Raw genomic sequence first — 26,793 nt, 5'->3', positions numbered from 1 at the left:
ATGGCGCAAGGTGCGGCGCAGGGGGGATGACGCGGTCCGGCCGGCACCCGGCCAAAGGAGCAGGACATGGAAGAGAACCCCCTCAAGGGCATGATGGACCCGAGTTCGATCGCCGTCTTCGGAGCGTCCGAGACCGAAGGATCGGTCGGGTCACGGGTATTCCAGAACCTTTTGGACGACGGGTTCGACAAGGCGCTTTATGCGATCAACCCGAAACACGATACGGTCTTCGGGCACAAGACATACCGATCCGCCTCTTCCATCGGCAAAGAGATCGACCTAGCCGTGATCTGCACCCCCGCGCGCTCGGTCGCGGGGATCATCCGGGATTGCGGCGAGGCCGGGATCAAGAACGCCGTCGTGCTGTCCGCCGGGTTCGGCGAAGGCGGCAACACCGGCCGGAATTACGAAGCGGACCTCATCGCAGCCGCAAGGCGGTCGGGCGTTCGCTTCATGGGGCCGAACTGCATCGGATTGGTTCGTCCCTGGGCGAAGATGAACGCATCCTACCTGAAGGGCGGAACACCAAGAGGGCGTCTGGCGCTGATTTCGCAATCGGGTGCCCTGTGCTCGGCGATCTCCGACTGGGCCAGCCCCCATCATCTTGGCTTCTCGGCGCTCGTGTCGCTTGGCAACTCCAACGACATCGACTTCGGCGACATGTTGCATTACCTGGCCTCCGACCCGCATACCGACGCAATCCTGCTCTACGTCGAAGGTGTGCAGCACGCGCCGGCATTCATCTCGATGCTCCGCTACGCCGCGCGGCTGAAGCCGGTGATCGTGCTGAAGACCGGTCGCCACGCCGCCTCATCGAAAGCCGCCCATACCCACACGGGGGCGCTGATCGGGTCGGACGATGTGTTCGACGCGGTCCTGGAGCGCGCCGGTGCCGTGCGGGCGATGACATTCGGCCAGTTGTTCGCCGCCGCCGAGATCCTGTCGTCGAACAAGAAGGCCACCGGCAACCGTCTTTCGATCATCACCAACGGAGGCGGCGCAGGCGTTCTGGCCGCAGACCGGGGCGCTGACCTGAACATCGCGCTTGCGGACCTGTCCGAGACGACCCGCGAAACCTTGGCCAAACTGCTCCCGAAACACTGGACCGCTGCGAACCCGATCGACATCCTCGGCGACGCGGGCCCCGAACGCTACGGGCCTGCGGTCAAGGCGGTTTACGACGATCCGAGCAACGACGGCGTTCTGGTCATGCTCACGCCACAGGCGATGACGGACCCGACAGCCGCGGCCTGGTCGGTGGTCGAGGCGCTACCGAAACGGCGCAAGAAGCCGGTGCTCGCCTGCTGGATGGGGGAGGCGACCGTGTCGGAAGGGCGCAAAGTCCTGTCCGAGAACGGGATCGCGGATTTCATCTCGCCGGAACGGGCGGTCGAGGCATTCTCCTACCTTGCCAAACATCACCGTAACCGGAGACTCGCGTTGCAGACCCTTGGCCCCCTGTCACCCGAAAACGCGCCGGACCTCGAAGGTGCCCGCATGATCGTCAACGCGGTCCTTGCGGACGACCGCGAGCTTCTGTCCGACATCGAAGCCAAGGCGCTACTCAAGGCGTTCCGCATCCCGGTCAACATGACCATCGAATGCGAAACCGCCGAGGAGGCTCTGGTCGCCGCGCAATCGGTCGGATTTCCGATCGCGATGAAGATCGCGTCTCAGGACATCGTCCACAAGTCCGACGTAGGCGGCGTGAGGATCGGGATCAACGATCCTGCCGAAGTGAAACGCGGGTTCCGAACGATCTGCGAGAACACGCGCCGCATGCGCCCCAACGCGCAGGTGCGCGGCGTCACCGTCGAGGCAATGGCCCATATCGACGAGCCGCGCGAACTGGTGATCGGATGCAGCCGCGACGACGTGTTCGGCCCAACGATCCTGTTCGGTGCGGGCGGCACGGCCGTCGAGGTGCTGAAAGACAGCGCGGTCGCGATCCCGCCGCTGAACGCGATGCTCGCCGAGCGCCTGATTTCGCGCACCCGCGTGTCCGGGCTGCTCGACGGCTACCGCGATCGTGCACCCGCCGACCGTGACGCGGTGATCTATGTTCTGCGCCGGGTCTCCGCAATGATCAGCGAATTGCCCGAGATCATCGAACTGGACATCAACCCGCTTATCGCCGGCACCAACGGTGTCATGGCAGTGGACGCCCGCATCCGTGTCGCCCGTCCGCCCGCCCGTGACGGCCATTACGACCACATGGCGATCCACCCCTACCCCCGTCACCTGATCCAGCACGAGCATCTGTCCGACGGCACGCCGCTCACCATCCGCCCGATCCGGCCTGAGGACGCGAAAAGCGAGCAGGATTTCGTGAAGAGCCTGTCCGAAGAGGCGCGGATGTTCCGCTTCATGGGCGTTCTGAACGAGCTGTCGCCCGAAATGCTGGTCCAGTTCACGCAGATCGACTACCGCCGCGAAATGGCGCTGGTGGCGATGGCCGAGATCGACGGAAAAGAGGTGCAATGCGGCGTCGCGCGCTACGTGATGAACCCCGATGGCACGTCTTGCGAGTTCGCGATCGTGGTCGGTGACCAGGTGCAGCACCAGGGCATCGGCACACGACTGATGAAGGCGTTGTTCGGAGCCGCGCGCGACCACGAATTGTCGGTGATCGAGGGCACGGTTCTCAGAAACAACGCGCCAATGCTGAAACTGATGAAAGAGTTGGGGTTCACCCAGCGCTACGACCCGGACGACCCGGAACTTGTGATCGTCGAACGCAGGCTTTGAGGCGACGTGTCACGGCGCGGGTCCATGCCGGATGTGATAGGATGATCATGAGGACCGGCGCGACCTCGTGCCGGACGAGGGAGGACATATGCTCGCATTCATTTCGCACCACGAGTGCCATGACCACGATGCGGGGCCTATGCACCCCGAACAGCCTCTGCGGCTCGAGGCGATCAACAACCAGTTGATCTCATCCGGGCTGGACTATGTTCTGCGCCATTACGACGCCCCTTGCGTGACACGCGAGCAGCTTTTGCGCGTGCATGACGCCGATTACATCGACCGCGTTTATGCCATTGCGCCCGGCGAGGGGATGCAGTCGATCGAGGTCGACGGCGACACCGTGATGTCCCCCGGAACCATGCGCGCCGCCGAACGCGCGGCGGGCGCGGGCGTGCTGGCGGTCGACCTCGTCATGTCGGGCGAGGCGAACCCAGCCTTCTGCGCCGTGCGCCCGCCCGGTCATCACGCGGAACGCGGTGTCGCCATGGGGTTCTGCCTGTTCAACAATATCGCCGTCGCGGCGGCCCACGCGCTCGAGGCGCATGGGCTGGACCGGGTCGCGATCGTGGATTTCGACGTTCACCACGGCAACGGCACCGAAGACATCTTTCGCACCGAACCACGCGTCCTGTTCTGCTCGTCGTTCCAGCATCCGTTCTATCCGTTCACGGGCCACGAGAAGGAGACCGACAACCTCGTGGACATCCCGCTTTCGGCCAGTGCCGGGTCCAAGGAATTCCGTGCGGCGGTCGAGGAGCATTGGTTGCCGCATCTGGACACGTTCAAGCCGCAACTGGTCCTGATCTCGGCCGGGTTCGACGCCCATGTTGCGGACGATATGTCGAGCGTTTCACTGACCGACGACGATTACGAATGGGTCACACGCGTACTCGCCGGGGTCGCGTCCCGCCACGCGGAAGGACGCATCGTGTCGATGCTCGAAGGCGGCTATGAGCCCGGCGTGCTCGCCCGCTCGGTCGTGCGCCATATCGACGTGCTGATCGGTTAGAAGCGTCCGGGGGAGGAACCGGAGCGTTCAGAGAAACCCGCGTTCGCGGATCAGGGCGGACATTTCTGCAAGGCTTTCGTCCTCGGTCTTGCCCGACGTGTCGAGGCTCTCCAACGCCTTGTCATAAAGCGCCTCACGGGAGGTGAGGATCGACTTGAGTTGGTCCATCGCCTCAGGGTTGCCCGCCATCGGGCGCTCGTCGCCCTGTTCGCGCACCCGCGCCATGTGTTCGGCTGGCGTAGCCTTCACCCAGATCGTGTGGAAATGGGTCAGCAGGCGATTGTAAGTCTCGGGTTCGGCGACGATGCCGCCCGCGACGGCGAGGATCATCGTGTCATGGGTCGCAATCACACGGGAAAGCGCCTGCGCTTCGAGCCGCCGATAGCCTTCCTGCCCGTAAAACGCCATGACCTCGTCCACCGGCATCCCGGCCTGTTCCTCGATCTCGCGGTTGAGCTCGACGAAGGGAATGCCCAGCGCCTCGCCCGCGCGCCGCCCGAGCGTGGACTTGCCCGCGCCCCGTAAACCGACGAGGCAGATACGATGCGCCCGGCTTTGCGCCGCCGGTTCCGGGGTCAGGGTCGAGAGCACCTGCCGCTGGGTTCCCGCATCCGCCGTGCGGAACAGGTCAGCGACGCGCAGCGCCTCGGAGGTCCAGGGGTCATCTTCGCCCACAAGCCATTCGATCTTGTGGTCGAGCGCATGCGCGACCTTCTGCAAAAGCCCGATGGAGATGTTCCCCTCGCCCGCTTCGAGCTGGGCAAGGTAGCGGGGCGAGACACCCGATTTCTCCGACAGCACCCGGCGCGGGATACCCTTGCGATCGCGCGCCCGGCGCACGCGTTCCCCGACCCGTGCGATCAGATCGTCGACGTGACTTGCCTCGTCCGAGCGGGCTTCTCCGCGGAAATTGGTGATCTCGGCCAAGCCGGGCTCCCTGTTCTATAATGCACAAATCCTAGGCGGTTTGGCCCCACCTTTCAAAGAGATTCGGGATATAGTGCATATTTCCGGTCAGGCGATGAGGTGTTTTTCCAACACTTCGCGAGCGTGACCCGGAATCTCCTGCGATTTGAACTGGTCGGCGATGGTGAAAACTTCGGTGAAGCTGCCTTCGAAGCAGAGCTTGCCGTCCTGATGCCCCTCGACCCGGAAGGTGACGGACTTTGTGCCCAACCGCTCGACCCGAACGGTGCACGCCAGTCGATGTCGCGGTGTGACGGGCGCGCGAAAGTCGATGTCCATCTTGACGAAGGGCATCCCCATGTTGTGGTCCAACTCCTGAATGAACCAGCCGCCGCCCATTTCCGCATCCATGAACGCATTGATCGCGTCGAGACAGAAATTCGGGATACGCCCCGTGTAGACGATCTGCGCCGGGTCGCAATCGCCCCAGCTTACGAGGATTTCGTGGGTGAATGGCTGGGTCATTCCGCTTTCTGGCTCGCCGTTTTTGTCGAGGTTGTCCGGTCGGGTTCTTTCAACGGAACCGCCGCGCCTCAGTAGGTTTCGACGTGGTAACGACCATCTTCGCGCATCGCGTCACGGATGGCTTTCCATTCCAGCCCCTCGCCTCGCGCAATGTCTGCCAGCGCCTCTTCGACCCCGTGCTCCATCTCTTTCTTGCCGCAGATGTAGATATAGGCCTTGTCGGAGGTCAGAAGCTTCGCCACGCGCTCTTTCTCGTCGCGCAGTTTGTCCTGCACATACTGCTTGGGCTGATCTTCGAGCCGGGAGAAGGCGAAGACCTTGTGCATGTACGCGTCCGGCACTTTCTTCAGCGGCCCGAAATACGGCAACTCGCCCTGTTTGCGCGCGCCGAAGACGAGCGTGAGCTTGCCCTTGTTGGTCGGCATCTCGCGCTGGCGGCGCATTGTGAAACCACGGAACGGGGCCGAGCCGGTGCCGGTGCAGATCATCAGAAGCTCCGCGTCCGGATCGGACGGAAGGAGGAAGGTCGAACCGAACGGCCCAGTGACCTTCACTTCATCGCCCTTCTTCAGATCGCAGACATAGTTCGACGCCACCCCGTGCTCTTCGCGCTTCACAGTGAGCGACATGTTGTTATAGCCGGGGCGCTCGCCGTCGCGGGGCGAGGAGACCGAGTAGAGACGCGGCAGGTGCGGCTTGCCTTCGGCATCTTCACCCGGTGGAATGATCCCGATGGACTGGCCTTCGAGCGCAGGCATGGGGGCCGCGCCGAAGTCCAGGATGATGTGACGCACGTCGGCGTCGGAATCCTCTGCGGTCAGGCGATAGTTACCCTGAACGGTCGCGGTCACCGGCTTGCCAAGGTTGTAAAGGTTCACGGTCGCCTTGGAGGCGGATTTCGGCGCGATGGATTTGCCCCCTGCCCCGCTGTGCGCTTCGGCCAGAAGCGCCGCCATGGCAGCGTCGAGCGCCTCGCCATCGTCACCATCGCCGCCCGCCTCGATCTCCTCCTGCTCGGGAAGCTCCATCCACTCGAACTGCTCTTCGAGCGAATAGGGCTCGTTCACCACGCGCCATTCGTCGATGGACCCGGTCGGGCAGACAGGAATGCAATCCATGCAGAAATTGCACTTCTCGGCATCCACCACGACGTTGTCGTCGTTATGGGTGATCGCCTCGATCGGACAGGTCATCTCGCAGGTGTAGCAGCGGATACAGATTTCCGGGTCGATGAGGTGCTGTTTGAGCGGCTTGTTCATGTGGCTACCGTTGGAAACGAGGCCCCGGGTCAGGCCCGGGGCGGGTTTTCGGGATGGCTGACGCGCGGGCCGAGGGTCGCGTCCCGGACGTGATCCGGGACCTCTCCGCGACCTATTTGCCCTTCAACACGATGTCGGGGACCAGCATGGCCTCGACCAGTTCGTGACAGCGGCCCTTGCAATCATCGCAGCCAAGGCAGCCTTGCCTCAACCCTGAAACCTGCTGTGCGAGGTCGCGTGCGCGGGTCGTAGGTCCGGCGGTTCGGTCGATATGCATTGTGTGGCCTCCCTTGGGGTCGTCTCCGGGGGCGGGCGCACCGCCCCCGGATTTGCGTCCGGCTTACGCCATGTGCAGTTTGACGTATTCGAAGTCGCCCGGCTTGTTGTCGATACCGACTTTCGGCGGGGCGATCCAGGATGCGTATTTGCCCGGCTCGGTCACCGGGACCATCAGCGACTGGATGAAGTCGCCGTCGGCATGGGTCGGGAGCCAGTTCGGCAGGCCCGCGTCATACTCCGCGCCAGACACCATCTCGCCGTCCGGGTTGAAGTTATGCCCCGAGAAGACGCCGATCTTGCGGTTGAAGCTTTCATGCGGAAGCTTCATCTCGAACTCGATCCCGGCTTTCTCGATGATCTTGTTCCAGCGGCCCACACCACCGGCGGCGTCCTTGATGTAATCGTCACGCAGCCGCATGTTGATCGCGGTCAGGGCGGGCACCTCTTTCTGCACCGCCTTGCCGTCCTCGAAATCCCACACGACGTAGGTGTCGTTCTTGAGCATGTGGTCGTCGTCGATCCGATGCTCGTGGAAGCGGCCTTTGATCCCTGCGTTGAACGCGTTGGCGGCGTTGGTCGACACCTCTTGCCCGAACAGGTCGAGCGACAGGGTGTAGTGCAGGTTCAGCTTCTTCTGGATCGTCGGAAGGTCGATGACGCCGAGCGAGCGGATCTTGTCGGTGTCGTAGGGGTCGTCGATGCCGTTCTCGCGCATCACCTGACAGGTCTTCTCGATCGTGCGGCCCACGCCGGTTTCGCCCACGAACATGTGGTGAGCTTCTTCGGTCAGCATGAAGCGGCAGGTGCGGCTCAGCGGGTCGAAGCCCGACTGCGCCAGCGATTCCAGCTGCATCTTGCCATCACGGTCGGTGAAGTAGGTGAACATGAAGAACGAGAGCCAGTCTGGCGTCTCTTCGTTGAACGCACCCAGCATACGCGGCGCTTCTTCCGAGCCGGAGGAGCGGACCAGCAGATCGTTGGCCTCTTCGCGCCCGTCGCGTCCGAAATACTTCTGAAGCAGGTACACCATCGCCCAGAGGTGACGGCCTTCTTCCACGTTCACCTGGAACAGGTTGCGCATGTCGTAGAGCGACGGAGCCGTGAGGCCCAGGAACCGCTGCTGTTCGACCGACCCCGGCTCGGTGTCACCCTGAATGACGATCAGGCGCTTGAGGAGGTTGCGGTACTCGCCCGGCACTTCCTGCCAGGCCGGATCACCGAAATGTTCGCCACAGGGAATCGTCCGATCCTCGACCTGCGGAGCGAGCAGAACGCCCCAGCGGTATTCGGGCATTTTCACGTAATCGAATTTGGCCCAGCCCTTGGGATCCACCGAGACGGCCGTGCGCAGGTAGACCATGCTTTTCTGGAATTTCTCGGGGATCAGGTCGTTCCACCAGTTGATGTAACCGGGGTGCCATTTTTCAAGTGCCTTCAGAACCTTACGGTCCGAGGACAGCCCTACGTTGTTCGGAATCTGGGTGTCGTAGCTGACATTGATCACGTCGACCATGTGTCGTTCTCCCTAAAGGTTGGGGTGGGCACGATAGCCCACCCTTCCAGACTTTCGCGCTTACACGCGTTCCATGTTGTATTCGCCGCGCACGCCGGTGCCGTAGCGCTGGAGCGCCCCGTTCTCACCGACCGCGTTCGGGCGGTTGAAGATCCAGTTCTGCCAGGCGGTCAGGCGACCGAAGATGCGGGTTTCCATCGTCTCGGGTCCGGCGAAGCGCAGGTTGGCTTCCATCCCGGTCATCGCGTCCGGGCTGTACGAGGCGCGCTCTTCCATGAAGATGCGGATCTCGTCGTCCCAGTCGATGTCGTCGAGGATCATGGTGACGAGGCCCAGCTCGTCGGCCTCTTCCGCCTCGAGCGCTTCACCGATGTTTTCTTTCGCGGCGGTGAGGCTTTCCGGCTCACCGAGGAACCGGGTTTCCAGCCGGCTGAGGTCGTTGCCCATCGGGTAGCGCCCGAAGTTGGACTCCGACAACGTGACGGTGGCGGTGGGGCGATTGTCGCCCTCGAACTCGTCCTCCATCATGTAGGTGCGGTCCACGGCAAAAAGGATTTCCGCGAGCACACCGGCGTAGCAGGACCCGTGCTCGACAAGTGCTGCGAGCGAGCGGGAAGTTACGTCGATCCGCTTCAGGACACGCTTCCAGTACTGGAGGATTTCGCCTGCGAGCCAGAAGTCATCGTTCTCGAGCAGCATGTTCTCATGCGCCGTGACAGCTTCGGGATCGCCCTGGGTGCGGAACACCCACAGGCCGGTTTCCATCTCGTTCAGCCGCAGATGCAGGATCGCGTCGTCCAGCTCGCGGGCAAGCTTGAGCATGTAGCCCTCGGCCCCCTGCGCAAGAAGCTCGTCGGTCGAGCCCGGCGCGTCGGCTTCCGGGCCGGACAAGGTGATGGTCGCCTTGCGGCCCTCACGGTCGATTTCGACTTCGACGAGGTCGTAATGAACGCCCTTGTCGTCGATGGTGCGGTTAAGCGGGGTCAGCTCTATACCCTTTTCGACGTCCGTCTTGGTGGAATTGGCAGCGAATTCGCGGGCGCGTTCGGTCACCGTTTCCTCGAATTTCGAGTTCGGGATGACCTCGTCCACGAGCCGCCAATCCTTCGCGCGCTTGCCCTTGATGCCCTCTTCGATCGAGCAGAAGATGTCGGCGCGGTCGCGGCGCACCTTGCGCTTGTCGGTGACGCGGGTGAGACCCCCGGTGCCCGGCAGCACAGCCAGAAGCGGCACTTCCGGCAGCGCGACCGAGGAGGTCGAGTCGTCGGTCAGCATGATGTGGTTGCAGGCGAGAGCGAGCTCGTATCCACCCCCGGCACAGGCCCCCTTCACGGCAGCGATCCACTTCTGCCCGCTGTCGGCCTCGGCCGCCTCGAAGGTATTGCGCGTCTCATTGGTGAACTTGCAGAAGTTGACCTTGTGGCTGTGGGCCGCACCGCCCAGCATGCGGATGTTCGCGCCAGCGCAGAACACCTGATCCTTGGCCGATTTCATCACCACGGTTTTCACTTCGGGGTGCTCGAACCGCATCCGCTGCACAACATCAGCCAGCTCGATATCGACGCCGAGATCGTAGGAATTCAGCTTGAGCTTGTAGCCGTCGAACAGGCCCGCGTTTTCATCCACGTCCATGTAAACGGTGGCCACGGGGCCATCGTATTCCACCTTCCAGTGATGGTACTTGGACGGGTCGGTTTGAAAGTCGATCACCTTGCTCATAAGCCCGGTCTCCTTGTTCGCGTTAAGAGCAATATAGTGCGTTACGGTCCTCAGGTAAACCCAAACGTGCACTATAGTGCTAACTAAAGTTTCTATTTATTTCAGCAACTTACGGTCAAAGGGCGCAAGTTGCTGTGTGTTTATGCATTTTAATGCACATCTGATTTCAGGTCGGCGCGCAGTGATTCCATCTCGCGCCCGGCCCAGTCCGCACCATCCGCTCCGCGCGCTTCGTCCAGGTGAACCTGCGCGATGTCCGCGATCCGGCGCGCCGCCTTGTCGCGGCCCATGACCAGTTTCAGACGAGCGTTGGCGATCTGGATCATCGCCTGCACCAGCGCGCGCTCAGAACTGGCGTCGGGCAAGCCCATCCAGACGGGTTCCCACGCCTCATGCGCCTCCCAGTAATAGCCCGCCGCGAACTGACGCTTGCCCTCGTCCACGCCGGCAGGGATCGACCCCTCGGGCGGACGGGCGTTCTGGCCCGGGATATGCGGCGGGCGTGTCATACGCCTTCCGGCTCCGCCGCTTCCATGGTCTCAAGGTGGTCGCAGAAGTCCGCAATCGCGGCGAGCGTCTCCTCCGGCGCTTCGAGATGCGGGGCATGGCGGGCGCCGTCGATCACGGCGATGTCGGCGGGAGAATAGGTCCGGGTTTCGATTTCCTCGATCTGTGCGAGCGTGCCGTATTGGTCGTCACCCCCCTGTATCGCAAGGCAGGGGATGCGCCAGTAGTCGATGACTTCGGCCACGTTCCAATCCTTGAAGCCCGGTGCGAGCCAGCTTTCGTTCCAGCCCCGGAAGGTGTTGTCCGGGTCGCGGTGATGGCGGGCCATCTTGTCCTTCAGATCGGTCGCCTCATATGCCTCGCGCGCCTTGGCAATCTCGGCCAGCCCCATCTCTTCGGTGAAGAAATGCGGGGCGATGAGGATGATGCCACGAACACGCATGTCCGACACCCGACCGGCATATTCTGCGGCGATGGTCGCGCCGTCGGAATGGCCCAGAAGGATGTAATGCGAGGCCCCGACCTGATCGAGCACCTCGGGCAGCACGTCGACGGCCTCGCGGGTCATGTAGTCGAGCGGGCGCGGCAGATCGGCGAGATCGGACTGTCCGTAGCCGGCGCGGGAATAGGCGAACACCGGGAGGCCGGTGGCCTTGGCGATCCGGTCCGGCACGTCGCGCCAGAGCGAGACCGACCCCAGGCCTTCGTGCAGCATGACGATCACCGGACCGTCGGATTTCTCACCGTACGTCTTGTATTCGAGCGACTTGCCGCCCGCCGACAGATGGCCTTCACCCCAGAGCATCAGCACCCCTCGCGCAGTTTGAAGCGCTGAATCTTGCCGGTCGCCGTCTTCGGCAGTTCATCCACAACCTCGACCCAACGCGGGTATTTCCACATCCCGATCTTTTCCTTGACGAATTCCTTGATGTCGTCGACGGAAAGATTGGCCTGACCTTCTTTCAGAACCACGTAAGCCGCTGGCTTGATGAGGTCTTTTTCGTCCCCCCGCGCGACGACGGCGGCTTCAAGGATGGCGGGATGGTCGATCAGCGCCTGTTCGACCTCGAAGGGCGAGACCCAGATGCCGGAGACCTTGAACATGTCGTCCGTGCGCCCGCAGTAAACGTAGCGGCCTTCCGGGGTGCGCTCATACTTGTCGCCGGTGCGGGTCCAGTGCCCTTGGAAGGTCGACTGTGATTTGTGGCGGCGGTTCCAGTAGCCTTCGGCAGAGGACGGGCCGCGCACGAGAAGTTCGCCGACTTCGCCTTCGGGAACGTCTTCGTCATGCTCGTCGACCAGCTTCACCTCGTAACCCGGAACCGCTGTTCCAGAGGTGCCATAGACGATGTCGCCGGGGCGGTTGGAGAGGAAGATGTGCAGCATCTCGGTCGAGCCGACGCCATCGACGATGGGCGCGGTCCAATGCCGTTCCCACCGTTCCCCGATCTCACGCGGGAGTGCTTCGCCAGCCGAGGTGCAAAGGCGCAGGGCGTGCTCGGGCGCAGACCCCTTGGCTTCGGTCGCGGCGACCATCGCGGCGAAAAGCGTCGGGACGCCGCAGAAAATCGTTGGTTTGTAGTTGGTTAGCACGTCCTGCACACCGTCTGGCGTGGGACGGCCCGCGAAGATCACCGTTGTCGCGCCGACTGACATGGGAAACGACATGGCGTTGCCGAGCCCGTAGGCGAAGAACATCTTGGCCGCCGAAAAGACGGTGTCGTCTTCGCGGATGCCGAGCACGTCGCGCCCAAATGTGTCGGCGGTCGCCTGAAGCGAGCCATGAACATGGCGCACGCCTTTGGGTGTGCCGGTGGAGCCGGAGGAATAGAGCCAGAAGGCCAGTTCGTCGGCAGAAGCGTCGCAGGTGTCGAGGCAATCGGCACCGTCAATGAATTGCTCGTAAGTCTCGGTCCCTTCCGGGTGGTCACCGATCACGACCACGGTTCGCAGGTAGCGGTTTCCGTCGATCGCGGGTTTCACCGTTTCCCACAACTGCGCCGAGACGACGAGGATCGAGGCGCGGCTGTCGTGCAGGATCGCCTCGTACACCGACGCCGACAACAACGTATTGAGCGGCACCGGAATCGCGCCGGCCTTGAGCGACCCCCAGAAAACGACGGGAAACTCGATCTGGTCGCGCACGATCATCGCGACGCGCTCTTCGCGCCGGACGCCGTGCCGTTCGAGCGCACCGGCCCAGCATCCGGCCTGCGTCTGAAGATCTCCGTAGGTCAGCGTACGCTGCGCCCCGTCGGCTTCGATGAAGGCGGGTTTGTCGCCCCGGCCCTCGTCGACGTTGCGGTCGAGGAAATAGACCGCCGCGTTCTCGTTCGTCATTGATGATCCTCCCTGCCCGCGCCTCCCCGCGTGGGCGTGTTCGCATTGTTTTTCAGCTACTTGCCGGTGAACTCGATGGCGCCTTCCGGCAGGAGATAGAGCACATAGGCATCGCCGCCCGAGACGGTCGGATGATGGTCGGAGCCGGGCGGATAAACATACCAGCCGGGCGCGAAATCGTCGAAGCGGGGTTCGCCTTGGATAGGCATGACCGCGCCGATTTCGCCGTTGGTGTGGATGTGGTGAGGTCCGGCGACGTCCTTCATCCGCACGACGTCGACCGAGAAGCTTCCGGCAGCCGCGCCAGGCTTGATCGCGCGACCGAACTTGATCCCGCCCGCCTCGCGGCTCATCAGCCAGCCGTCGCGCTCACCCTCGGCGCAGAGAGCGGCAAGCTCTTGAAATTCCTCGCTTTCCGGCGGGTATTCGGCATTAAGGAAAGCGGCCATGTCATCATCCAGCGGCACGCCTTCGAGGCGGGCGGCGATGGAGCCCAGGAGCATGGAAAATTGTTCGGCTGCGGACATGATTCCTCCCTGAATCTGTGCGACTCGCTGATGCTATATAATGCACAATCTAGCCTTGCTGACAAGTTGTCGCAGGCGATATTGCACTTTTTTGCATAAGTTCGGTCGCGTTAACCGATGCCGGGCCGTGAAGCGTCCACGTATGGAGGACGTATGGAACACGTATGGAAAGCGTATGGCAAAGACCCCATACGCGATGAGCGGGTGACTTGGTAAACGCGGCGCACGCCGCAACCGGCCTCGATCAGGCCGCGAGGATTTCGGCGAGGTCGGCATCGACCCGCGCCGCTTGCCGGGTGACGAGAGCGGCGACCCGGCGAATGCGTTCGGGGTCCGGGTGGTTGTCGGCCGCCGCCGCCATGCGCGCCCAGAGTGCCTGTTCCAGCACGCGGGCGGTCAGGCGGATGAAGGGCGTGGCGATGGGGCCGGGATCGGCCCCGGTTTCCAGATGCGCGCGGGCCTTTTCCCACGTGGCGAGCGACGCCGACAGCCGTTCGCCCCCTTCGACGGATTTGACGAAACGCACGAAGGCGTCCATCGCGGCCCCGTTCTCCAGACGTAGAAGCCGGGCAGCGACGCCCATGGCGTGGATGCCCGAGGTTCCCTCGTAGATCGCGGCGATGCGCAGGTCGCGGTAGGTCTGTTCGACGCGGTATTCCGAGAGGAACCCGTAGCCGCCCAGCACCTGCATGCCAGTCTCGACCGCGCGCAGACCCATCTCGGTCGCATACCATTTGATGAGATGAGTCAGCAGCTCGACCAGCCACGGGTCTTCGCCGGTTTCCAGCGTGACGAGCGTGAGGTGGGTCATCGCACGGGCGCCCATGGCGACCGAGTCGATCTCATCCAGCATCCGGCGTACGTCGCCGTGCTGGTCGATGGTCACGGGGCCGTCGGCATTGCGACCCTGCACGCGTTCGCGAGCGTAGTCGGTGGCGATGTCCCACGCGCGGGAGGAATGCGCCACGCCCTGGAGCGCGACGTCCACGCGGGCGTGGTTCATCAGTTCGAACATCGCCTTGAGCCCCTGCCCTTCCTCGCCGATCAGTTCGGCCTCGGCCCCGTCGAAGGCGAGTTGGCAGGTCGGCTGGGCGTGGAGCCCCATCTTTTCCTCGATCCGCGTCACCTTGACCGCGTTGCGCGTGCCGTCGTCGAGGTTGGAGAGGCAGGCGAAGAGCGACAGGCCCCGCACGCCGGAATCCATCTCACCAGTGCGGGCGAGGACGAGGTGCAACACACCTTCGGAGAGATCCTGATCGCCACCGGAGATGAAGATCTTTTCGCCGGTGATACGGTAGAGGTCGCCGTCCTGCACCGCGCGGGTGCGGATGCGGCCAAGGTCCGATCCGGCCCCCGGTTCGGTGAGCGCCATGGTGCCCAGAAGCTTGCCCTCGACCAGACGCGGCACGTATTTCGCGCGTTGCGCCTCGGTGCCGAAATGCTCGAACACGCGGTTCTGACCCACGGCCAGCGAGACGAGCATCTGGAACGCGTGGTTCGCGCCCATCAGGATTTCATGGACGACACCGCCGGTGACGCCATCGACCCCTTGACCACCGTATTTCTCGGGCAGCATCAGGCCCGGCCAGCCCTGTTCGACATAGGCCTGAAACATGTTGTGGAATTCGTCGGGCATTTTCACCCGGCCATCGACGAGCTTCGCTCCGATGCGGTCGCCGATTTCGTCGGTCGGCGCGATGACGCCTTCGGCAAAACCCGCGAAATGCTCGGTGATCTCTCGGGAAAAGTCAGGGTCGAACCCCTCCACCCGGTCGGCCCCGACCACGTGGTTCAGGATGAAGTAGATGTCGTCGAGCGGGGCCTTGAAGGGTTTCATGTCAGCTTGCCTTGATGGTTGCCGGGTCCGCGTCGTCATAGAGCCGCTCGAGCAGCGTTTTGCGGCGGTCGAGAATCTTGCGGTAATTCAGGTTGCCCTTGGCGGTCATCTCGCCGTCGCCCATCGAGGGCGGTTCCGCCAGGATCAGCGCGCGGGTCACGCGGGAGGATGAGCCGGAGACTTCGGCGAGCCGGGTGGCGAGACGGCGCGCGATGTCGAATTTGAGCGCCTTGTCGGTCAGCGCACCGCGCTCGCTGTCGGTGGCATAGCCTTCTTTTTCGAGTTCCGCGACGTTCGGGAAGATCATGACGCCGATCTCGTTCCGGTCCGCGCCGGTCACGACGAGGTCGGAGACGAGCGGGCCGAGATGTGCGAGCATGTCGAGGCGAAGCTGGGCGGCGCGGACCCATGTGCCGGTCAGGAGCTTGAAGTCTTCGGAGATGCGGCCATCGAATTTGAGGCCCATGTCCGGGTTGTCGTCATCGACGAATTTCATCGCATCGCCGGTGAGGAAGAACCCCTCATCGTCGAAGGCTTCGGCGGTCTTCTCGGGGTTGTCGAGGTAGCCCGCGAAGATCGACGGACCTTTGACGCGGACCTCGCAGCGCATGTCCTCATCGGGCAGGAGTTTGACCTCAACGCCGGCAAGCGGGACACCGACGATGCCCGAGCGGTCGGTGAGTTCGTGCTGGAGAAGTGCGGCGGGCGCGGTTTCGGTCAGGCCCCATGAGGAGTTCATGAGGGGCGGCTCGCCGCCTTCCTTGCGCGCCGCGCGCTCGATCCCTTCCCAGACGTCCTGCGGGAGCGAGGCCCCCGCGTAGAAGATCATGTCGAGATCCGCGAAGTAGCTTTTGCGCAGCGCGTCGTCGGTTTCCATCGCCTTCACCAGACCGGCGAAGCCGACCGGCACGTTGAAGCTGATCGTAGGCGAGACCATGGTGAGGTTTTCGACCGTCCGCGAGATGAGCGCGGGGGTCGGCTTGCCATCGTCTACATAAAGCGTGCCACCATTGGCGAGCACCATGTTGAAATTGTGCGAGCCGCCGAAGACGTGGTTCCACGGGAGCCAGTCCACAAGCACGGGCGGGCGTTCCTTCAGGAACGGGAGGGCGGCCCCGAGTTGCGCCTGGTTGGTGCACATCATGCGATTGGTGGTCGGCACGCCTTTGGGCGCCGAGGTGGAGCCGGAGGTCAGGAGGATCTTGCCCACCGTGTCCGGTCCGGTCGCGGCGAAGGCGGCATCGACGCCGGAAGTGTCGGCCGCTAGCAGGTCGGCGAAGGGCGTGACCTTGGCATTGCCTGCCGGATTGGAAGCGACCACTTCGATGTCGTCGAAGATGTTGAGCGCGATGGCCTCGGCATACTGGCCCGCGTCGACCGCATATGCCATGCGCGGCTTCGTCATCTCGACCGCGTGGCGCAGGCGACCGTGAGCGCCGTGGATCAGCGCGTATTGTTCCGCCACCGGGACGACCGGGACACCGACATATTGCCCGGCGAGCGCGAGAAGCCCATGATCCACGCAATTGCCGGACATCACGAGCACCGGGGTCGAGGTATCGAACCCGCGCGCGAGCAGACCGCCCGCGATGGCGCGGACCTGTTCGAGCGCCTCGGCATAAGTGACTTCGCGCCAGCCTGCGCCGTAACGCTCGGCGAGGAACGTGCGGTCCGGGGCGGCTTCGGCCCAGTGGTGAAGCCAGTCGCCGGTGCGCTCCGCGACATGGTCGAGATCATAGGCCGCGCGATAGATCAGCGCGCCGTCGTCCCGTTTGTCGAGCCTGGTTTCATGGGGGCGGTATGTCGGCATCAGGTCAGCTCCTCTCTGTCCCATTGCGTTCTATGTCTGCGAGAACCCTGCGCAGGGTCGCGAGGTCATCGGGGTCGAGACCTTCGAGCAGCTTGTCTTCGTGCGCCTGCACGGCCTCGGTCGCGCGCGCCAGAAGGCGTGCGCCTTGCGTGGTGAGCCGGAGCGCGTAAGTTCGACGGTCGGTCGGCACCTTTTCGCGCGAGATCAGGCCGCGTCCGTAGAGTTCGTCGATTACGGCGACGAGGTTGGGGCGTTCGACCGACAACGCGGCGGCGAGTTGTGCCTGGCTGAGCGCCGGGTTGTCACCGATCAGGGTCAGCGCCGAGAAGGTAATCATGCGCAGGTCCATCGGGTCGAGCACATCGCGCAGGTCGGCGCGGATCACGTTCATCGCGCGCTTGATCGAATAGCCGACAAAGGGCCTTAGCGCCTCGTCCGAGATGCGCGGGGCCGTCGGGGACCCTTTTATGCGCGTCGAAAGCGCCATCAGCCGAACTTGGGGTCGCGCTTTTGCAGGAACGCCTGAAGGCCCTCGACCGCATGGGGCGAAGTCTGCGTGAGCGCGGCACAGAGCGATTCCGTGAACAGGCCGTCGGCCTTGGCCATGTCCTCGATCCGGGAGATGCCCTGGATCATGATGTAGTTCGACAACGGCGCGTTGGTCGCGATCTTGGCCGCCAGTTCCTGAGCCAGCGGGAGGGCCTCGCCTTCGCCCACCGAGTAATGCGCGAGGCCGAGCGCGAGACCTTCGTCCGCGCCGTATTTGCGACCCGTCAGCATCATTTCCACCATCCGGTCTGCGCCGATGATCCGACCTACGCGGACGGTGGCGCCGCCGCCGACGAAAATGCCGCGCTTGCCTTCGGGAAGCTGGAAGATCGTGGAGGGTTCCGCGATGCGCACATGGGTCGAGGTGGCGAGTTCCAGCCCGCCGCCGATCACCGCGCCGAACATGGCCGACACGACCGGGATGCCGCCATACTGGATGCGATCCATGATCTCATGCCAGCCACGCGAGTGGCGCATGGTGCCTTCGGCGTCACGCTGTTTGTGCTCGGCAAGATCGAGGCCGGAGCAATAATGCCCCTCGGTCCCGGTCAGGACGATGACCTTGGTGCCCTCGGGAGGCGCGCGGAAAAAACCGTCGAGCGCATGGAGCAGTTCGTCGCTCATGGCGTTGCGTTTGCCGGGGCGGTTCATGGTCACGGTGGTCACGCCGTTTTCGGCGGTTTCGACCTTTATGATGTCGGCCATAACACTGGCTCCTTCGTTATACCTTGTATCTATCTGGCCGGACTTCGGCCCGGCATGGGGCCTGCCCCCCGTCTAGTAGACGAGGAACAGGGTAATGGCCGGGAAGGCCGCCAAGAGCAGCACGCGGATCAGGTCCGAGGTGATGAAATAGGCCACGGCCTTGTAGGTTTCGACAATCGGGGTTTGCCGGTCCATCGCGTTGATGATGAAGAGGATCATGCCCACCGGCGGCGTGATGAGGCCGGTTTCCACAACGATCAGCACGAGGATGCCGAACCAGATCGCGGTGTATTCCATGCCGATCGCGTTGGCGCGCAATTCGGTCAGACGGACGCCCAGTTCGCCGGACAGCTGTCGCGGCACTTCCTGCCCCGCCGCCATCAAGGCGTTGATCTGGTCCATCACGTCCTGCGCCACACCTTCGGCGGCGCCGGATGCGATGGCGTCACGGATCATGTCGTGCTGCATGGTGACGAAATCGACCATGCCGAAATCGAGCACCGAAATGATCGGGAAGAAGATCGGGATGGTAAGCAGGATCATCGACAGCGAGTCCATGAGACAGCCCAGAAGGAGGTAGAACACCAGGATGATGAGCAGCACGGTGTAGGGCGAGAAGCCCTGTTCACCGACCCATGTCGCCATGGTCTGCGGCACCTGCGTCACGGCGAGGAAGCCGTTGTAGAAGGCCGCGCCGAGCACGATGAAGAAGATCATCGCGGTCGAGCGGGCGGTCGCGGTGAACGAGCCGAGCAGCGACTCGACGTTCAGCCCGCCGTTGAAGAAGGCGATGACCGCAGTGCCGAGCGCACCGACGGCGGCGCCTTCGGTCGGCGTGAAGAACCCGCCATAGATGCCGCCCACGACGAGGCCGAAGACGATCAGCACCGGCCAGACGTCGAACATGGCGCGGAAGCGCTCGCCCATCGGGACGGGCTCGCGCACGCCGGCGCTGTCGGGATGCAGGCGCACGTAGATCGAGATCATGACCATGTAACCGACGGCGGCGAGGATGCCGGGGATGACGGCTGCGGCGAAGAGCTTCGCGATGTTCTGCTCGGCGAGGATCGCGTAGATCACGAGCACGATGGAGGGCGGGATCAGGATGCCCAAAGTGCCGCCGGCGGCGAGCGTGGCGGTCGAGAAACCGCCGGAATAGCCGTATTTCTTGAGTTCCGGCAGCGCCACGCGGCCCATCGTGGCCGCGGTCGCGAGCGACGAGCCACAGATCGCGCCGAAGCCCGCGCAGGCACCGATCGCCGCCATCGCGACCCCGCCGCGGCGGTGTCCGATCCAGCTTTCAGCGGCCCGGAAAAGTGCCTGTGACATGCCGCCGAGTGTCGCGAAGTGACCCATCAGAAGGAACATCGGAACGATGGACAGCGAGTAGGACGAGAACGTCGTGAACGTTTCGGTCTTCAGGCGTGCGAGCGCGATGTGCCAGCCATCATTGATGATGCCCAGCCCCACGAAACCCGCGAGGAACATGGCCAGCCCGATGGGCACGCGCAGGAAGATCAGGAGCAGAAGTGCCGGGAAGGACCACAGGCCGATTTCGATAGGTGTCATTCTCCGCCCCCCTCGACGGCGATCTTCGTGCCGGTGACGGCTTCGTAAATCCGCACCAACGCGTGCCAGATCCCGACGAATGCACCGATCACGGCGGCGAAGCTGGACAGGGCGTAGGCCCACCAGACGGGAAATTGCAGAAGGAGCGTGGTCTGTCCGGAGCGTTGTTTCGAGAGCATCCCGTCGAACAGCTGGATCGCGATGATGACGAGGGCGACCGCGAAAACGACGTCGATCACCGCCGTCAACCAGCGGTAGCTCTTATCGCCCAGCCAATCTGTGAAGATGTCGACGGTCGCATGTGCCCCTGTCATGTGCGCATAGGGCAGGAAGGCGAACACGGCGAAGGCCATGCCGGCCTCGACCAGTTCGTAATCGCCCGTGACCGCGCCAAGCCCGGTTTCACGACCGATGATCGAGACGACGACGATGAGGATGAGAAGGCTCAGAACAAAGCCGCCGACGATTGCCAGCCCTTTGGACAAGCCCAGGATATAGCGGTTCATGAAAACACTCTGGTCGTTCGATCAGAAAATCATGCGCGGCGAGGTCCACCCCGCCGCGCAATTGGCAATTACATCTTGCCGTAGGTGTCGATGTTGGCCATGTCGGCGCCGCACTGCTGCATGAGCGATTTGGCTTCCTCGATAAGCGCGTCACCGTTCTCCATGCCCGCGGCCCATTCCGAATACATCGGGTTCACGATCGGATCCCAGGCCGCTTTCGCGTCCTCTTCCGACACGGTGATGATGTTGTTGCCGAGATCGACGGCGACCTGGCGGGCCGGGCCATCGGCGTCGGCCTGCGTTCCACCGGCGAAGACCGAGAATTCGAGACCGGCGTTGGCGTCGATCGCCGCCTTGTTCTCATCCGAGAGGCTCTCGTATTTCTCTTTGTTCATGGCGAGCACGAAGGTGAGGTTGTAGAGCGCCGGACCTTCGAATTCGGTGTGGTTGGTCACGAGTTCCGGCACTTTCAGAGCGTAGGTCACTTCCCACGGAATGGTGGTGCCGTCGATCACGCCCTTGGACAGACCCTCGGCCACGGCCGGAACCGGCATGCCGATCGGCTCGGCGCCGACGCGGGTCAGAAGATCGTTCACGAGACGCGAACCGCCGCGGATTTTCATGCCCTGAAGGTCTTCAGGCGTTTCGACCGGCTCGGCGGTGTGGAACATGCCGGGTCCGTGCACCCAAGTTCCGATGATCTTGAGGTCTGCGAACTCACCGTCCTTCATGTGCTCATCGAACATCTTCCAGTAGGCGCAGGAGGCTTCGCGGGCGTCCGACACCATGAACGGAAGCTCGAACACCTCGGTCGTCGGGTAGCGGCCCGGCGTGTAGCCCACAACGGTCCAGACGACGTCGGCAATGCCGTCGATAGCCTGGTCCATGAGCTCCGGCGGCGTGCCGCCCAGCGCCATCGCGTGATAGCGTTCGACCTTGATGCGGCCCTCGGAAGCCTTTTCGACATTGTCTGCCCAGACTTCGAGCACGTCTTTCGGAACGTTCGCCTGCGCCGGCAGGAACTGGTGCATCTTGATGGTGACTTCCTGTGCGAAGCCCGCACCAGCGGTAAGCGCCGAAAGAGCGACGCCGGCAACGAGGCCCTTGATAACGGATTTGGTCATTGATTCTCCTCCCTTGACCTTTGGATTTGGCATTATAATGCCACAATCACCGCGAAGCTGACATATATTGCCATATGTTTCCACAAGATTCTTTGTGATCCCTCGGTTTCAGGCAAAGGAAATCCAGCGTTCGCGGCAGATAGATATAAGACATAACGATTTCACGCAAGGCTTTCCTGCGTGAAGACCTCCCCGGCTCATAGAGACACGGGAAAGGTCGCTGGATCAAGTTTTTTCGACCACGCAGTCGGTAAATTATGGACGAAGAGGTTCAACCAGTTAAATGCAAGGGTTCGAACGGTGCACGGGCGTCGCTCGCAGCGATCAGGCGGTGGTCATTCTGCGATGACGGCGTGCGTGCGCTCGGGGTGCGATGCCGGTTTGGAAGCGGTGCGGCCGGGTGCGCGGCGCTTCCAGTCGCCGAGCCATGCGATTGCCCAGAGCGCGACCACACCTGCCGGAATGTAGATCCACGGCACGATCGCGACACCGTCGTAAAAGGCCAGCACCGCCTGTCCGGCGAGCGACAGGAGCGCCCCCGCGGAGAAGACCAGAAGACCCTGACGCCCGATGACACGGAGCGGTTCGGCCAGACCATGTGCACACAGGCGCGTCACGATCGGCAGGCAGGACACGACATAGACCAGCGCGAGGACGTGGAGCAGCCGCAGCATCGGCAGGAACGTCTTGTCATGCGAGGTGATGTGAAACGGCAGGCCGTGCGAGCCGAGCCATGCCATGCCGTGGTTCATCGCCGGGCCGAATTCCGGCACGTAGCGCCACGCCAGCACGAAGACCAGCCAACCGGCGGCGAGCCAGAACAGGAACCGGGTCTTGGGCACGAACCGCTTGCCGTCGCGCAGGGCGATGCCGGTCAGAAGGCCGACGGTGAAGACGAGCTGCCAGGCGAAGGGGTTGAAGAACCAGCCGCCGGAATTGGGATAGGCCGGGATGTTCAGCCTGAAGAGGCCCGTTGCAAACCAGAGTGCGACCGATGCGGCAAGAACCAGCCAGGGTGAGCGGCGCGCGGCCAATATGGCCAGCGGCGCGGCGACGAGCAGGACGGAATAGGCCGGGAGGATGTTCACGTATCCGATCTGGTGGCCAAGCGTCACCATGCCCAGAATGGCCGGGCCCGTGTTCTCGAATATCTGGCGCAGGTTGTTCTTCGTCAGAAGCGCGTCGAGACCGAAGGCTTCCGCAGCGACGACAAAGATCGCGACTCCGGCGATGGTCAGGAAGATGTGCGTGAGATAAAGCACCCAGGCGCGTTTCCACATCGGCGCGATACCGGCCCACAGCCCCGTCTCGCGCCACGCGGCGAGCTTTCCGGTATAGGCGAGACCAGCGGCAATTCCCGACATGACGAAAAAACTTTCGGCGGCGTCCGAGAAGCCGAAATTGCGCAAGGTGATGTTCTCGAACCAGTTCCCCGGCACGTGGTCGATGAAGATCATCAGAAGGAGCACGCCCCTGAAAACGTCGATCCGCGGATCGCGAGGCCGCCGTGCTGGCGGATGGGTGATGGACTCAGGCCGGGACACGGGCGGCCTCCATCGGCTCCGAGCTTACGGGGCGAGCGGTTCTAATGCCCTGCTTCCAGCGCTGGTGTATTTCGCGATAGGCCGCGACGAGGGGCGGCAGGTCGATCTCTTCCGGCACGCGAAAGACGCTCTGGCCGACCGGCTGTGACGACCACGAGATCAGGAACGGCGCACCGATCATCGGCAAGGTCACGGGAAGCAGCCAAGGCAGGAGCGCAGGCGCGAGTTGGGCGGTCGCGCCGAGTGCGACAAATCCGGTGAGGACGATCCAACCCGAGGCGCGGGCGGCTTCCGTCACCGACAGTGCCCCTTCGCCCCGCGCATTGGCGGGCCAGCCGCCGTCCTGACCCAAAAGGACCTGAAGCACGGCGCGGGTCTGAAAGAGCAACATCACGGGCGCAAGCATCGAGGTCAGGAGGATCTCGACGACGACCGAGCCCAACGCTCTGACTGCGCCACCGAACGCGCGGGCGCGGCGCGTGATCGCGGATTTCAGGAGGATCGCGAATTTCGGCATGATGAGCAGCCCGACGATGCCCAGCGCGAGCGCGGTGATTTCACGGCTTCGGTCGGACGGGAACGCCGGGAAGAGCTGGTAGACGTCGGGGAAGTAGTCCGGCTCGGGGGCGAGCACGGTGCCTGCGACCGTGGTGACGAGAAAGGCGGCCCACAGCAGCGACACGAGGTAGGCGAAAATGCCCTGGACAAAGACGAAGCGGCTCCAGCCGGCGAGACCGGGCGCGCGCAACAGGCGCATGTGCTGCAGGTTGCCCTGACACCAGCGGCGGTCGCGCTTTGCGTAGGAGAGGACGTTTTCGGGGCCTTCCTCGTATGAACCGCCAATGGTCGCATCCGCCGTCACACGCCAGCCGCCCCGCGCGAGAAGCGCGGCCTCGACGTAGTCGTGAGACAGGATATGCCCCCCGAAGGGCGCCTTGCCGGGGAGTTCGGGCAATCCGCAGGATTGCGCGAAGGCCGAGACGCGCACGATGGCGTTATGGCCCCAGTAAGGCCCTGTCGCGCCCTGCATCCGTTCCAGCCCGCGCGTGAAGACCGGGCCGTGGAACGACGACGAGAATTGCATCGCGCGTCCGAAGAAACTGCGCGCGCCGATGATTTTCGGAAGCGTTTGCAACAAGCCGAGTTTCGGGTCCTCGTCCATCCGTGCGATCATGTGAGCAAGCGCGGACCCTGACACGAGGCTGTCGGCGTCGAGCGTCACCGCGTAGTCGTAGGCCCCGCCGGACGTGCGGATGAAATCCTCCACGTTGCCGGCCTTGCGGCCGCGGTTGTCGGTTCGGTTGCGGTAGTAGATGTGCCCGCCGCCTTGGGTTTCCGCGATGAGCATGCGGAACGCCGCCTGTTCGGCGGCCTGACCGTCCACTGAGCGTGTGTCGGACAGGATCACGATGTCGAGGTCGAGGCCGGCCTCGCGGATCGACCCGTCCATCGCCGCGATCCGGGCGAATGTCGCAACCGGGTCCTCGTTGCAGATTGGCACGAGGACGACGGTCGAGGAGCTGGAAAGCTTCACTGTGCCGTTGCGAGCCCCGCGCACCGGCCAGAGCCCGGTCAGGGACAAGGCGGCACCCCAGGCGAGCCAACCCGTGGTCAGAAGGATGAGGCAGATGCGGAACGCATCCCAGATCTGGAACCCGTCCTGCAACCCGGCATCGGCGACCAGCACGGTCGCACCTATCGCGGCGGCAGCGGCGAACCCGATTGCCAGCGCCCGAACCCGGACCGTCGCGCGGTCCGGTGGAATGTGGGAACGATTATTCACGGCGGGTCTCTGGTCGGGCTTACACGTTCTGGCGCGGCAGGAACTGCCGGACGACACTGAACAGGTCGAAACGCCACATGCGCGGGGCCAGATCCTGACACGGCATGTCGAGCGGTGCTTCAGGCGGCCCCCAATCCTCCGGAGTGTCGGACATCAGGAGCGTGCCGGAACTGAAATTCTTCTGCGTATCGGTCATTCGCCTATCCATTGGTAGAGCCAGGTTTCGCTCAACGTTCGGCCGTATCCGAACACGGCGGCCTGAATTTCCATCGAGCTCTCTTCGCCAGACGGCACGGCCTCGATGACAAGTCGCCACATGTCGGTGCCCTCGATCGGCGACAGGATCGCCTGCGCGAGGTCGCCCCGCATCACGGTTACTTTCGGTTCAATGTCTGCGTCGCGTGGAAGTTCCGACAAGAGACCGCCTTTGTAGTCGATCACGAATTTCTTGCGGTCGGTTTCCTCCCGAACGCCCGCAACGCCGCCTTTTCCGACACGGGTGCGTAAAATCTGTGCGTGATCTGAGGAATGATCGCCCGGTGGCGACATGCCCCAATGGAGCCGGTAAGAAAATTCGAACGTGTCCCCTGCCCGCGTCGCACCGGCCGGAACCCAGAAGGCGACCACGTTGTCGTTGCCCTCGAGATCGGACGGTATCTCCATCAAGCGGACATGGCCCGCCCCCCATTCGCCGACAGGCTCGACCATGAGCGAGGGGCGGCGTTCGTAATGGGCCTGCGCGTCGAGATAATTCTCGAAATCACGTTCGCGCTGGACGAGACCGAAGGACACCGGGTTCTCGGCCGCGAGATAGGAATTGCCGAGCCGCGCCGGATTGACGAGGGGTCTGAGGAAGGTTTCGCCGCTCCGCGTATTCAGGACGAGATGGTCGCTGTCATGCACGGCGGGACGGAAATCGTCGAACTCACCGGGATCGGCCCCGCCGAACAGGAACATCGAGGTCAGGGGCGCGATGCCGAGTTGCTGCACATCTTCGCGCAAAAAGAGCCGCATCGTCACGTCGACCTCGGTGGTCTCGCCTGGCCGAAGCACGAAGCGGTAGGCACCGGTGACCGATTGCGACCGCAGGGCGGCGTAGAGCACGACCGCTTCGGACTGGGTATCGGGGCGCTCGATCCAGAAGTCGGTGAAGCGCGGAAACTCTTCGCCGTTGGACATGCCGGTGTTCACCGCAAGACCACGGGCCGACAGGCCATAGACGTTGCCACGCCCCAAGGCCCGAAAATAGCTTGCGCCCAGGAACGCCGCCAGCTCGTCGTAGTGATCGACCCTGTTGAGTGCGGTCATGAGGCGGAACCCCGCCACGCCCGGCATCTCGAAATCGGCCGGAATGTCCGCGGTGACGTTGGAATAATCGAAGTCCCTGGTCGAGAATTTCATCGGTCGGGACATGCCGTCCGACACCTCGTGCAGATGCACGGATTCCTTGAAAAGCCAGCCGAGATGGAAGGCGTTCAGGTGGAAACGCGCGTCATCCTCGCCGGCCCAGCGGGTCCGTTCGCGCTCGAAGCGCACGCGCTGATAATCATCGTAATCGAAATCGGCCAGAAAACCTTCGACGGGTTTCGCGGGTTTGAACGGCTCCTGCGCCGCCGCGCGCATGTCTTCGGTCAGGGAGTCGAACGAGAATGGCGTACCGTCATCGGCCACGTCGCCGTCCGTCTGCGCGACCGCGAGGCGGGGCGGCAGAGTGGTGACCGTTGCGGCCGAGGCCAAAAGGCCCAAGACGACCTGACGGCGGGTGCCGTGGCCGAGGTGTGTTCGTGCTGGAGTGTGCAAAATGCGATGTCCCGATATCGTCGCGTGTCAGCGCGAAACATTAGTTATGCGTTTGAAATTACAAGGGCCGTTCGTCGGGCGATCACCTATCCGCGCATGTTCCGACGCGAGATCGGCAATGTCCTGCTCATTATCGCTCATTCTGCGCTGCAGCGCCCAAGTGATGTCCTGAACCGATTAATTTTTGTGCAATCGCGACCCCCGCGCAGGGGCGGCGGGTTTCACCCGTTT

23 protein-coding genes are annotated in these 26,793 nt (G+C 63.3%); 2 read left to right on the top strand and 21 right to left on the bottom strand.

The window, feature by feature from the left end; translation table 11 throughout:
- Positions 1-66 precede the first annotated feature (66 nt).
- Positions 67-2,748 carry a bifunctional acetate--CoA ligase family protein/GNAT family N-acetyltransferase gene (locus tag KJP28_RS01835; RefSeq protein ID WP_218390523.1) on the top strand — a complete coding sequence of 894 codons (2,682 nt, stop codon included), beginning with the start codon at positions 67-69 and terminating at the stop codon, positions 2,746-2,748.
- A gap of 88 nt (positions 2,749-2,836) precedes the next feature.
- On the top strand, positions 2,837-3,760 hold the full coding sequence (locus KJP28_RS01830; protein ID WP_218390522.1) for a histone deacetylase family protein: 924 nt from the start codon (positions 2,837-2,839) through the stop codon (positions 3,758-3,760).
- A 27-nt stretch (positions 3,761-3,787) separates the two neighbouring features.
- Here KJP28_RS01830 and KJP28_RS01825 read toward each other — a convergent pair whose 3' ends face one another.
- The 21 genes from KJP28_RS01825 to KJP28_RS01725 form a co-directional block, all read right to left on the bottom strand.
- Positions 3,788-4,687, bottom strand: a complete 900-nt coding sequence (locus KJP28_RS01825) for a helix-turn-helix transcriptional regulator (protein ID WP_218390521.1) — start codon at positions 4,685-4,687, stop codon at positions 3,788-3,790.
- Positions 4,688-4,774: 87 nt separating this feature from the next.
- On the bottom strand, positions 4,775-5,191 hold the full coding sequence (locus tag KJP28_RS01820) for an acyl-CoA thioesterase (protein WP_218390520.1): 417 nt from the start codon (positions 5,189-5,191) through the stop codon (positions 4,775-4,777).
- Positions 5,192-5,259: 68 nt separating this feature from the next.
- Positions 5,260-6,450 carry a benzoyl-CoA 2,3-epoxidase subunit BoxA gene (boxA, locus tag KJP28_RS01815; protein ID WP_218390519.1) on the bottom strand — a complete coding sequence of 397 codons (1,191 nt, stop codon included), beginning with the start codon at positions 6,448-6,450 and terminating at the stop codon, positions 5,260-5,262.
- A gap of 112 nt (positions 6,451-6,562) precedes the next feature.
- Positions 6,563-6,727 (bottom strand): hypothetical protein, encoded by a 165-nt coding sequence (locus KJP28_RS01810; RefSeq protein ID WP_218390518.1) that lies wholly within the window; start codon positions 6,725-6,727, stop codon positions 6,563-6,565.
- Positions 6,728-6,790: 63 nt separating this feature from the next.
- On the bottom strand, positions 6,791-8,242 hold the full coding sequence (boxB, locus tag KJP28_RS01805) for a benzoyl-CoA 2,3-epoxidase subunit BoxB (RefSeq protein ID WP_218390517.1): 1,452 nt from the start codon (positions 8,240-8,242) through the stop codon (positions 6,791-6,793).
- Positions 8,243-8,302: 60 nt separating this feature from the next.
- The gene (boxC, locus tag KJP28_RS01800; RefSeq protein ID WP_218390516.1) at positions 8,303-9,961 is read right to left on the bottom strand and encodes a 2,3-epoxybenzoyl-CoA dihydrolase; all 1,659 of its coding nucleotides are present in this window, start codon (positions 9,959-9,961) and stop codon (positions 8,303-8,305) included.
- Between the two features lie 149 nt (positions 9,962-10,110).
- Positions 10,111-10,470: a DUF309 domain-containing protein gene (locus KJP28_RS01795; protein ID WP_218390515.1), complete on the bottom strand. Its 360-nt coding sequence runs from the start codon at positions 10,468-10,470 to the stop codon at positions 10,111-10,113.
- The gene (locus KJP28_RS01790; RefSeq protein WP_218390514.1) at positions 10,467-11,273 is read right to left on the bottom strand and encodes an alpha/beta fold hydrolase; all 807 of its coding nucleotides are present in this window, start codon (positions 11,271-11,273) and stop codon (positions 10,467-10,469) included. The genes KJP28_RS01795 and KJP28_RS01790 overlap by 4 nt, the downstream gene beginning before the upstream one ends.
- Entirely contained in the window at positions 11,273-12,808 is a 1,536-nt protein-coding gene (locus tag KJP28_RS01785) for a benzoate-CoA ligase family protein (protein WP_218390513.1), read from the bottom strand. Before KJP28_RS01785 ends, KJP28_RS01790 begins: the two co-directional genes overlap by 1 nt.
- A 56-nt stretch (positions 12,809-12,864) precedes the next feature.
- Positions 12,865-13,335: a 4-hydroxylaminobenzoate lyase gene (locus KJP28_RS01780; RefSeq protein WP_218390512.1), complete on the bottom strand. Its 471-nt coding sequence runs from the start codon at positions 13,333-13,335 to the stop codon at positions 12,865-12,867.
- Positions 13,336-13,579: 244 nt separating this feature from the next.
- Positions 13,580-15,172: an acyl-CoA dehydrogenase family protein gene (locus KJP28_RS01775; protein WP_218390511.1), complete on the bottom strand. Its 1,593-nt coding sequence runs from the start codon at positions 15,170-15,172 to the stop codon at positions 13,580-13,582.
- 1 nt (position 15,173) lies between these two features.
- Positions 15,174-16,982 carry a feruloyl-CoA synthase gene (locus tag KJP28_RS01770; protein WP_218390510.1) on the bottom strand — a complete coding sequence of 603 codons (1,809 nt, stop codon included), beginning with the start codon at positions 16,980-16,982 and terminating at the stop codon, positions 15,174-15,176.
- A gap of 4 nt (positions 16,983-16,986) precedes the next feature.
- The gene (locus tag KJP28_RS01765; RefSeq protein WP_218390509.1) at positions 16,987-17,469 is read right to left on the bottom strand and encodes a MarR family winged helix-turn-helix transcriptional regulator; all 483 of its coding nucleotides are present in this window, start codon (positions 17,467-17,469) and stop codon (positions 16,987-16,989) included.
- Entirely contained in the window at positions 17,469-18,236 is a 768-nt protein-coding gene (locus KJP28_RS01760; protein ID WP_218390508.1) for a crotonase/enoyl-CoA hydratase family protein, read from the bottom strand. The genes KJP28_RS01765 and KJP28_RS01760 overlap by 1 nt, the downstream gene beginning before the upstream one ends.
- Positions 18,237-18,308: 72 nt before the next feature.
- The gene (locus KJP28_RS01755) at positions 18,309-19,805 is read right to left on the bottom strand and encodes a TRAP transporter large permease (RefSeq protein WP_218390507.1); all 1,497 of its coding nucleotides are present in this window, start codon (positions 19,803-19,805) and stop codon (positions 18,309-18,311) included.
- Entirely contained in the window at positions 19,802-20,311 is a 510-nt protein-coding gene (locus KJP28_RS01750) for a TRAP transporter small permease (protein WP_218390506.1), read from the bottom strand. Before KJP28_RS01750 ends, KJP28_RS01755 begins: the two co-directional genes overlap by 4 nt.
- A 68-nt stretch (positions 20,312-20,379) precedes the next feature.
- On the bottom strand, positions 20,380-21,435 hold the full coding sequence (locus KJP28_RS01745; RefSeq protein ID WP_218390505.1) for a TRAP transporter substrate-binding protein: 1,056 nt from the start codon (positions 21,433-21,435) through the stop codon (positions 20,380-20,382).
- 335 nt (positions 21,436-21,770) lie between these two features.
- Positions 21,771-22,979: an OpgC family protein gene (locus KJP28_RS01740; protein ID WP_336245284.1), complete on the bottom strand. Its 1,209-nt coding sequence runs from the start codon at positions 22,977-22,979 to the stop codon at positions 21,771-21,773.
- Positions 22,966-24,762, bottom strand: a complete 1,797-nt coding sequence (gene mdoH, locus KJP28_RS01735) for a glucans biosynthesis glucosyltransferase MdoH (protein ID WP_218390504.1) — start codon at positions 24,760-24,762, stop codon at positions 22,966-22,968. Before mdoH ends, KJP28_RS01740 begins: the two co-directional genes overlap by 14 nt.
- A 19-nt stretch (positions 24,763-24,781) precedes the next feature.
- Positions 24,782-24,958, bottom strand: a complete 177-nt coding sequence (locus KJP28_RS01730) for a hypothetical protein (RefSeq protein ID WP_218390503.1) — start codon at positions 24,956-24,958, stop codon at positions 24,782-24,784.
- Positions 24,955-26,562: an OpgD/OpgG family glucan biosynthesis protein gene (locus KJP28_RS01725; RefSeq protein WP_218390502.1), complete on the bottom strand. Its 1,608-nt coding sequence runs from the start codon at positions 26,560-26,562 to the stop codon at positions 24,955-24,957. Before KJP28_RS01725 ends, KJP28_RS01730 begins: the two co-directional genes overlap by 4 nt.
- Between the last annotated feature and the right edge of the window lie 231 nt (positions 26,563-26,793).

It is taken from the genome of Maritimibacter dapengensis, assembly GCF_019218265.1.
Lineage (GTDB): Bacteria > Pseudomonadota > Alphaproteobacteria > Rhodobacterales > Rhodobacteraceae > Maritimibacter > Maritimibacter dapengensis.
The sequence above is the reverse complement of the archived record's forward strand: the minus strand, read 5'-3'. Positions and strand labels throughout refer to the sequence as shown.

What these genes read in the sequence shown, in the direction of transcription:
- KJP28_RS01835 (WP_218390523.1), top strand. Translation starts at nt 67, where the DNA reads ATGGAAGAGAACCCCCTCAAGGGCATGATGGACCCGAGTTCGATCGCC.
- KJP28_RS01830 (WP_218390522.1), top strand. Translation starts at nt 2,837, where the DNA reads ATGCTCGCATTCATTTCGCACCACGAGTGCCATGACCACGATGCGGGG.
- KJP28_RS01820 (WP_218390520.1), bottom strand. Translation starts at nt 5,191, where the DNA reads ATGACCCAGCCATTCACCCACGAAATCCTCGTAAGCTGGGGCGATTGC.
- boxA (WP_218390519.1), bottom strand. Translation starts at nt 6,450, where the DNA reads ATGAACAAGCCGCTCAAACAGCACCTCATCGACCCGGAAATCTGTATC.
- KJP28_RS01810 (WP_218390518.1), bottom strand. Translation starts at nt 6,727, where the DNA reads ATGCATATCGACCGAACCGCCGGACCTACGACCCGCGCACGCGACCTC.
- boxB (WP_218390517.1), bottom strand. Translation starts at nt 8,242, where the DNA reads ATGGTCGACGTGATCAATGTCAGCTACGACACCCAGATTCCGAACAAC.
- boxC (WP_218390516.1), bottom strand. Translation starts at nt 9,961, where the DNA reads ATGAGCAAGGTGATCGACTTTCAAACCGACCCGTCCAAGTACCATCAC.
- KJP28_RS01795 (WP_218390515.1), bottom strand. Translation starts at nt 10,470, where the DNA reads ATGACACGCCCGCCGCATATCCCGGGCCAGAACGCCCGTCCGCCCGAG.
- KJP28_RS01790 (WP_218390514.1), bottom strand. Translation starts at nt 11,273, where the DNA reads ATGCTCTGGGGTGAAGGCCATCTGTCGGCGGGCGGCAAGTCGCTCGAA.
- KJP28_RS01785 (WP_218390513.1), bottom strand. Translation starts at nt 12,808, where the DNA reads ATGACGAACGAGAACGCGGCGGTCTATTTCCTCGACCGCAACGTCGAC.
- KJP28_RS01780 (WP_218390512.1), bottom strand. Translation starts at nt 13,335, where the DNA reads ATGTCCGCAGCCGAACAATTTTCCATGCTCCTGGGCTCCATCGCCGCC.
- KJP28_RS01775 (WP_218390511.1), bottom strand. Translation starts at nt 15,172, where the DNA reads ATGAAACCCTTCAAGGCCCCGCTCGACGACATCTACTTCATCCTGAAC.
- KJP28_RS01770 (WP_218390510.1), bottom strand. Translation starts at nt 16,982, where the DNA reads ATGCCGACATACCGCCCCCATGAAACCAGGCTCGACAAACGGGACGAC.
- KJP28_RS01765 (WP_218390509.1), bottom strand. Translation starts at nt 17,469, where the DNA reads ATGGCGCTTTCGACGCGCATAAAAGGGTCCCCGACGGCCCCGCGCATC.
- KJP28_RS01760 (WP_218390508.1), bottom strand. Translation starts at nt 18,236, where the DNA reads ATGGCCGACATCATAAAGGTCGAAACCGCCGAAAACGGCGTGACCACC.
- KJP28_RS01755 (WP_218390507.1), bottom strand. Translation starts at nt 19,805, where the DNA reads ATGACACCTATCGAAATCGGCCTGTGGTCCTTCCCGGCACTTCTGCTC.
- KJP28_RS01750 (WP_218390506.1), bottom strand. Translation starts at nt 20,311, where the DNA reads ATGAACCGCTATATCCTGGGCTTGTCCAAAGGGCTGGCAATCGTCGGC.
- KJP28_RS01745 (WP_218390505.1), bottom strand. Translation starts at nt 21,435, where the DNA reads ATGACCAAATCCGTTATCAAGGGCCTCGTTGCCGGCGTCGCTCTTTCG.
- KJP28_RS01730 (WP_218390503.1), bottom strand. Translation starts at nt 24,958, where the DNA reads ATGACCGATACGCAGAAGAATTTCAGTTCCGGCACGCTCCTGATGTCC.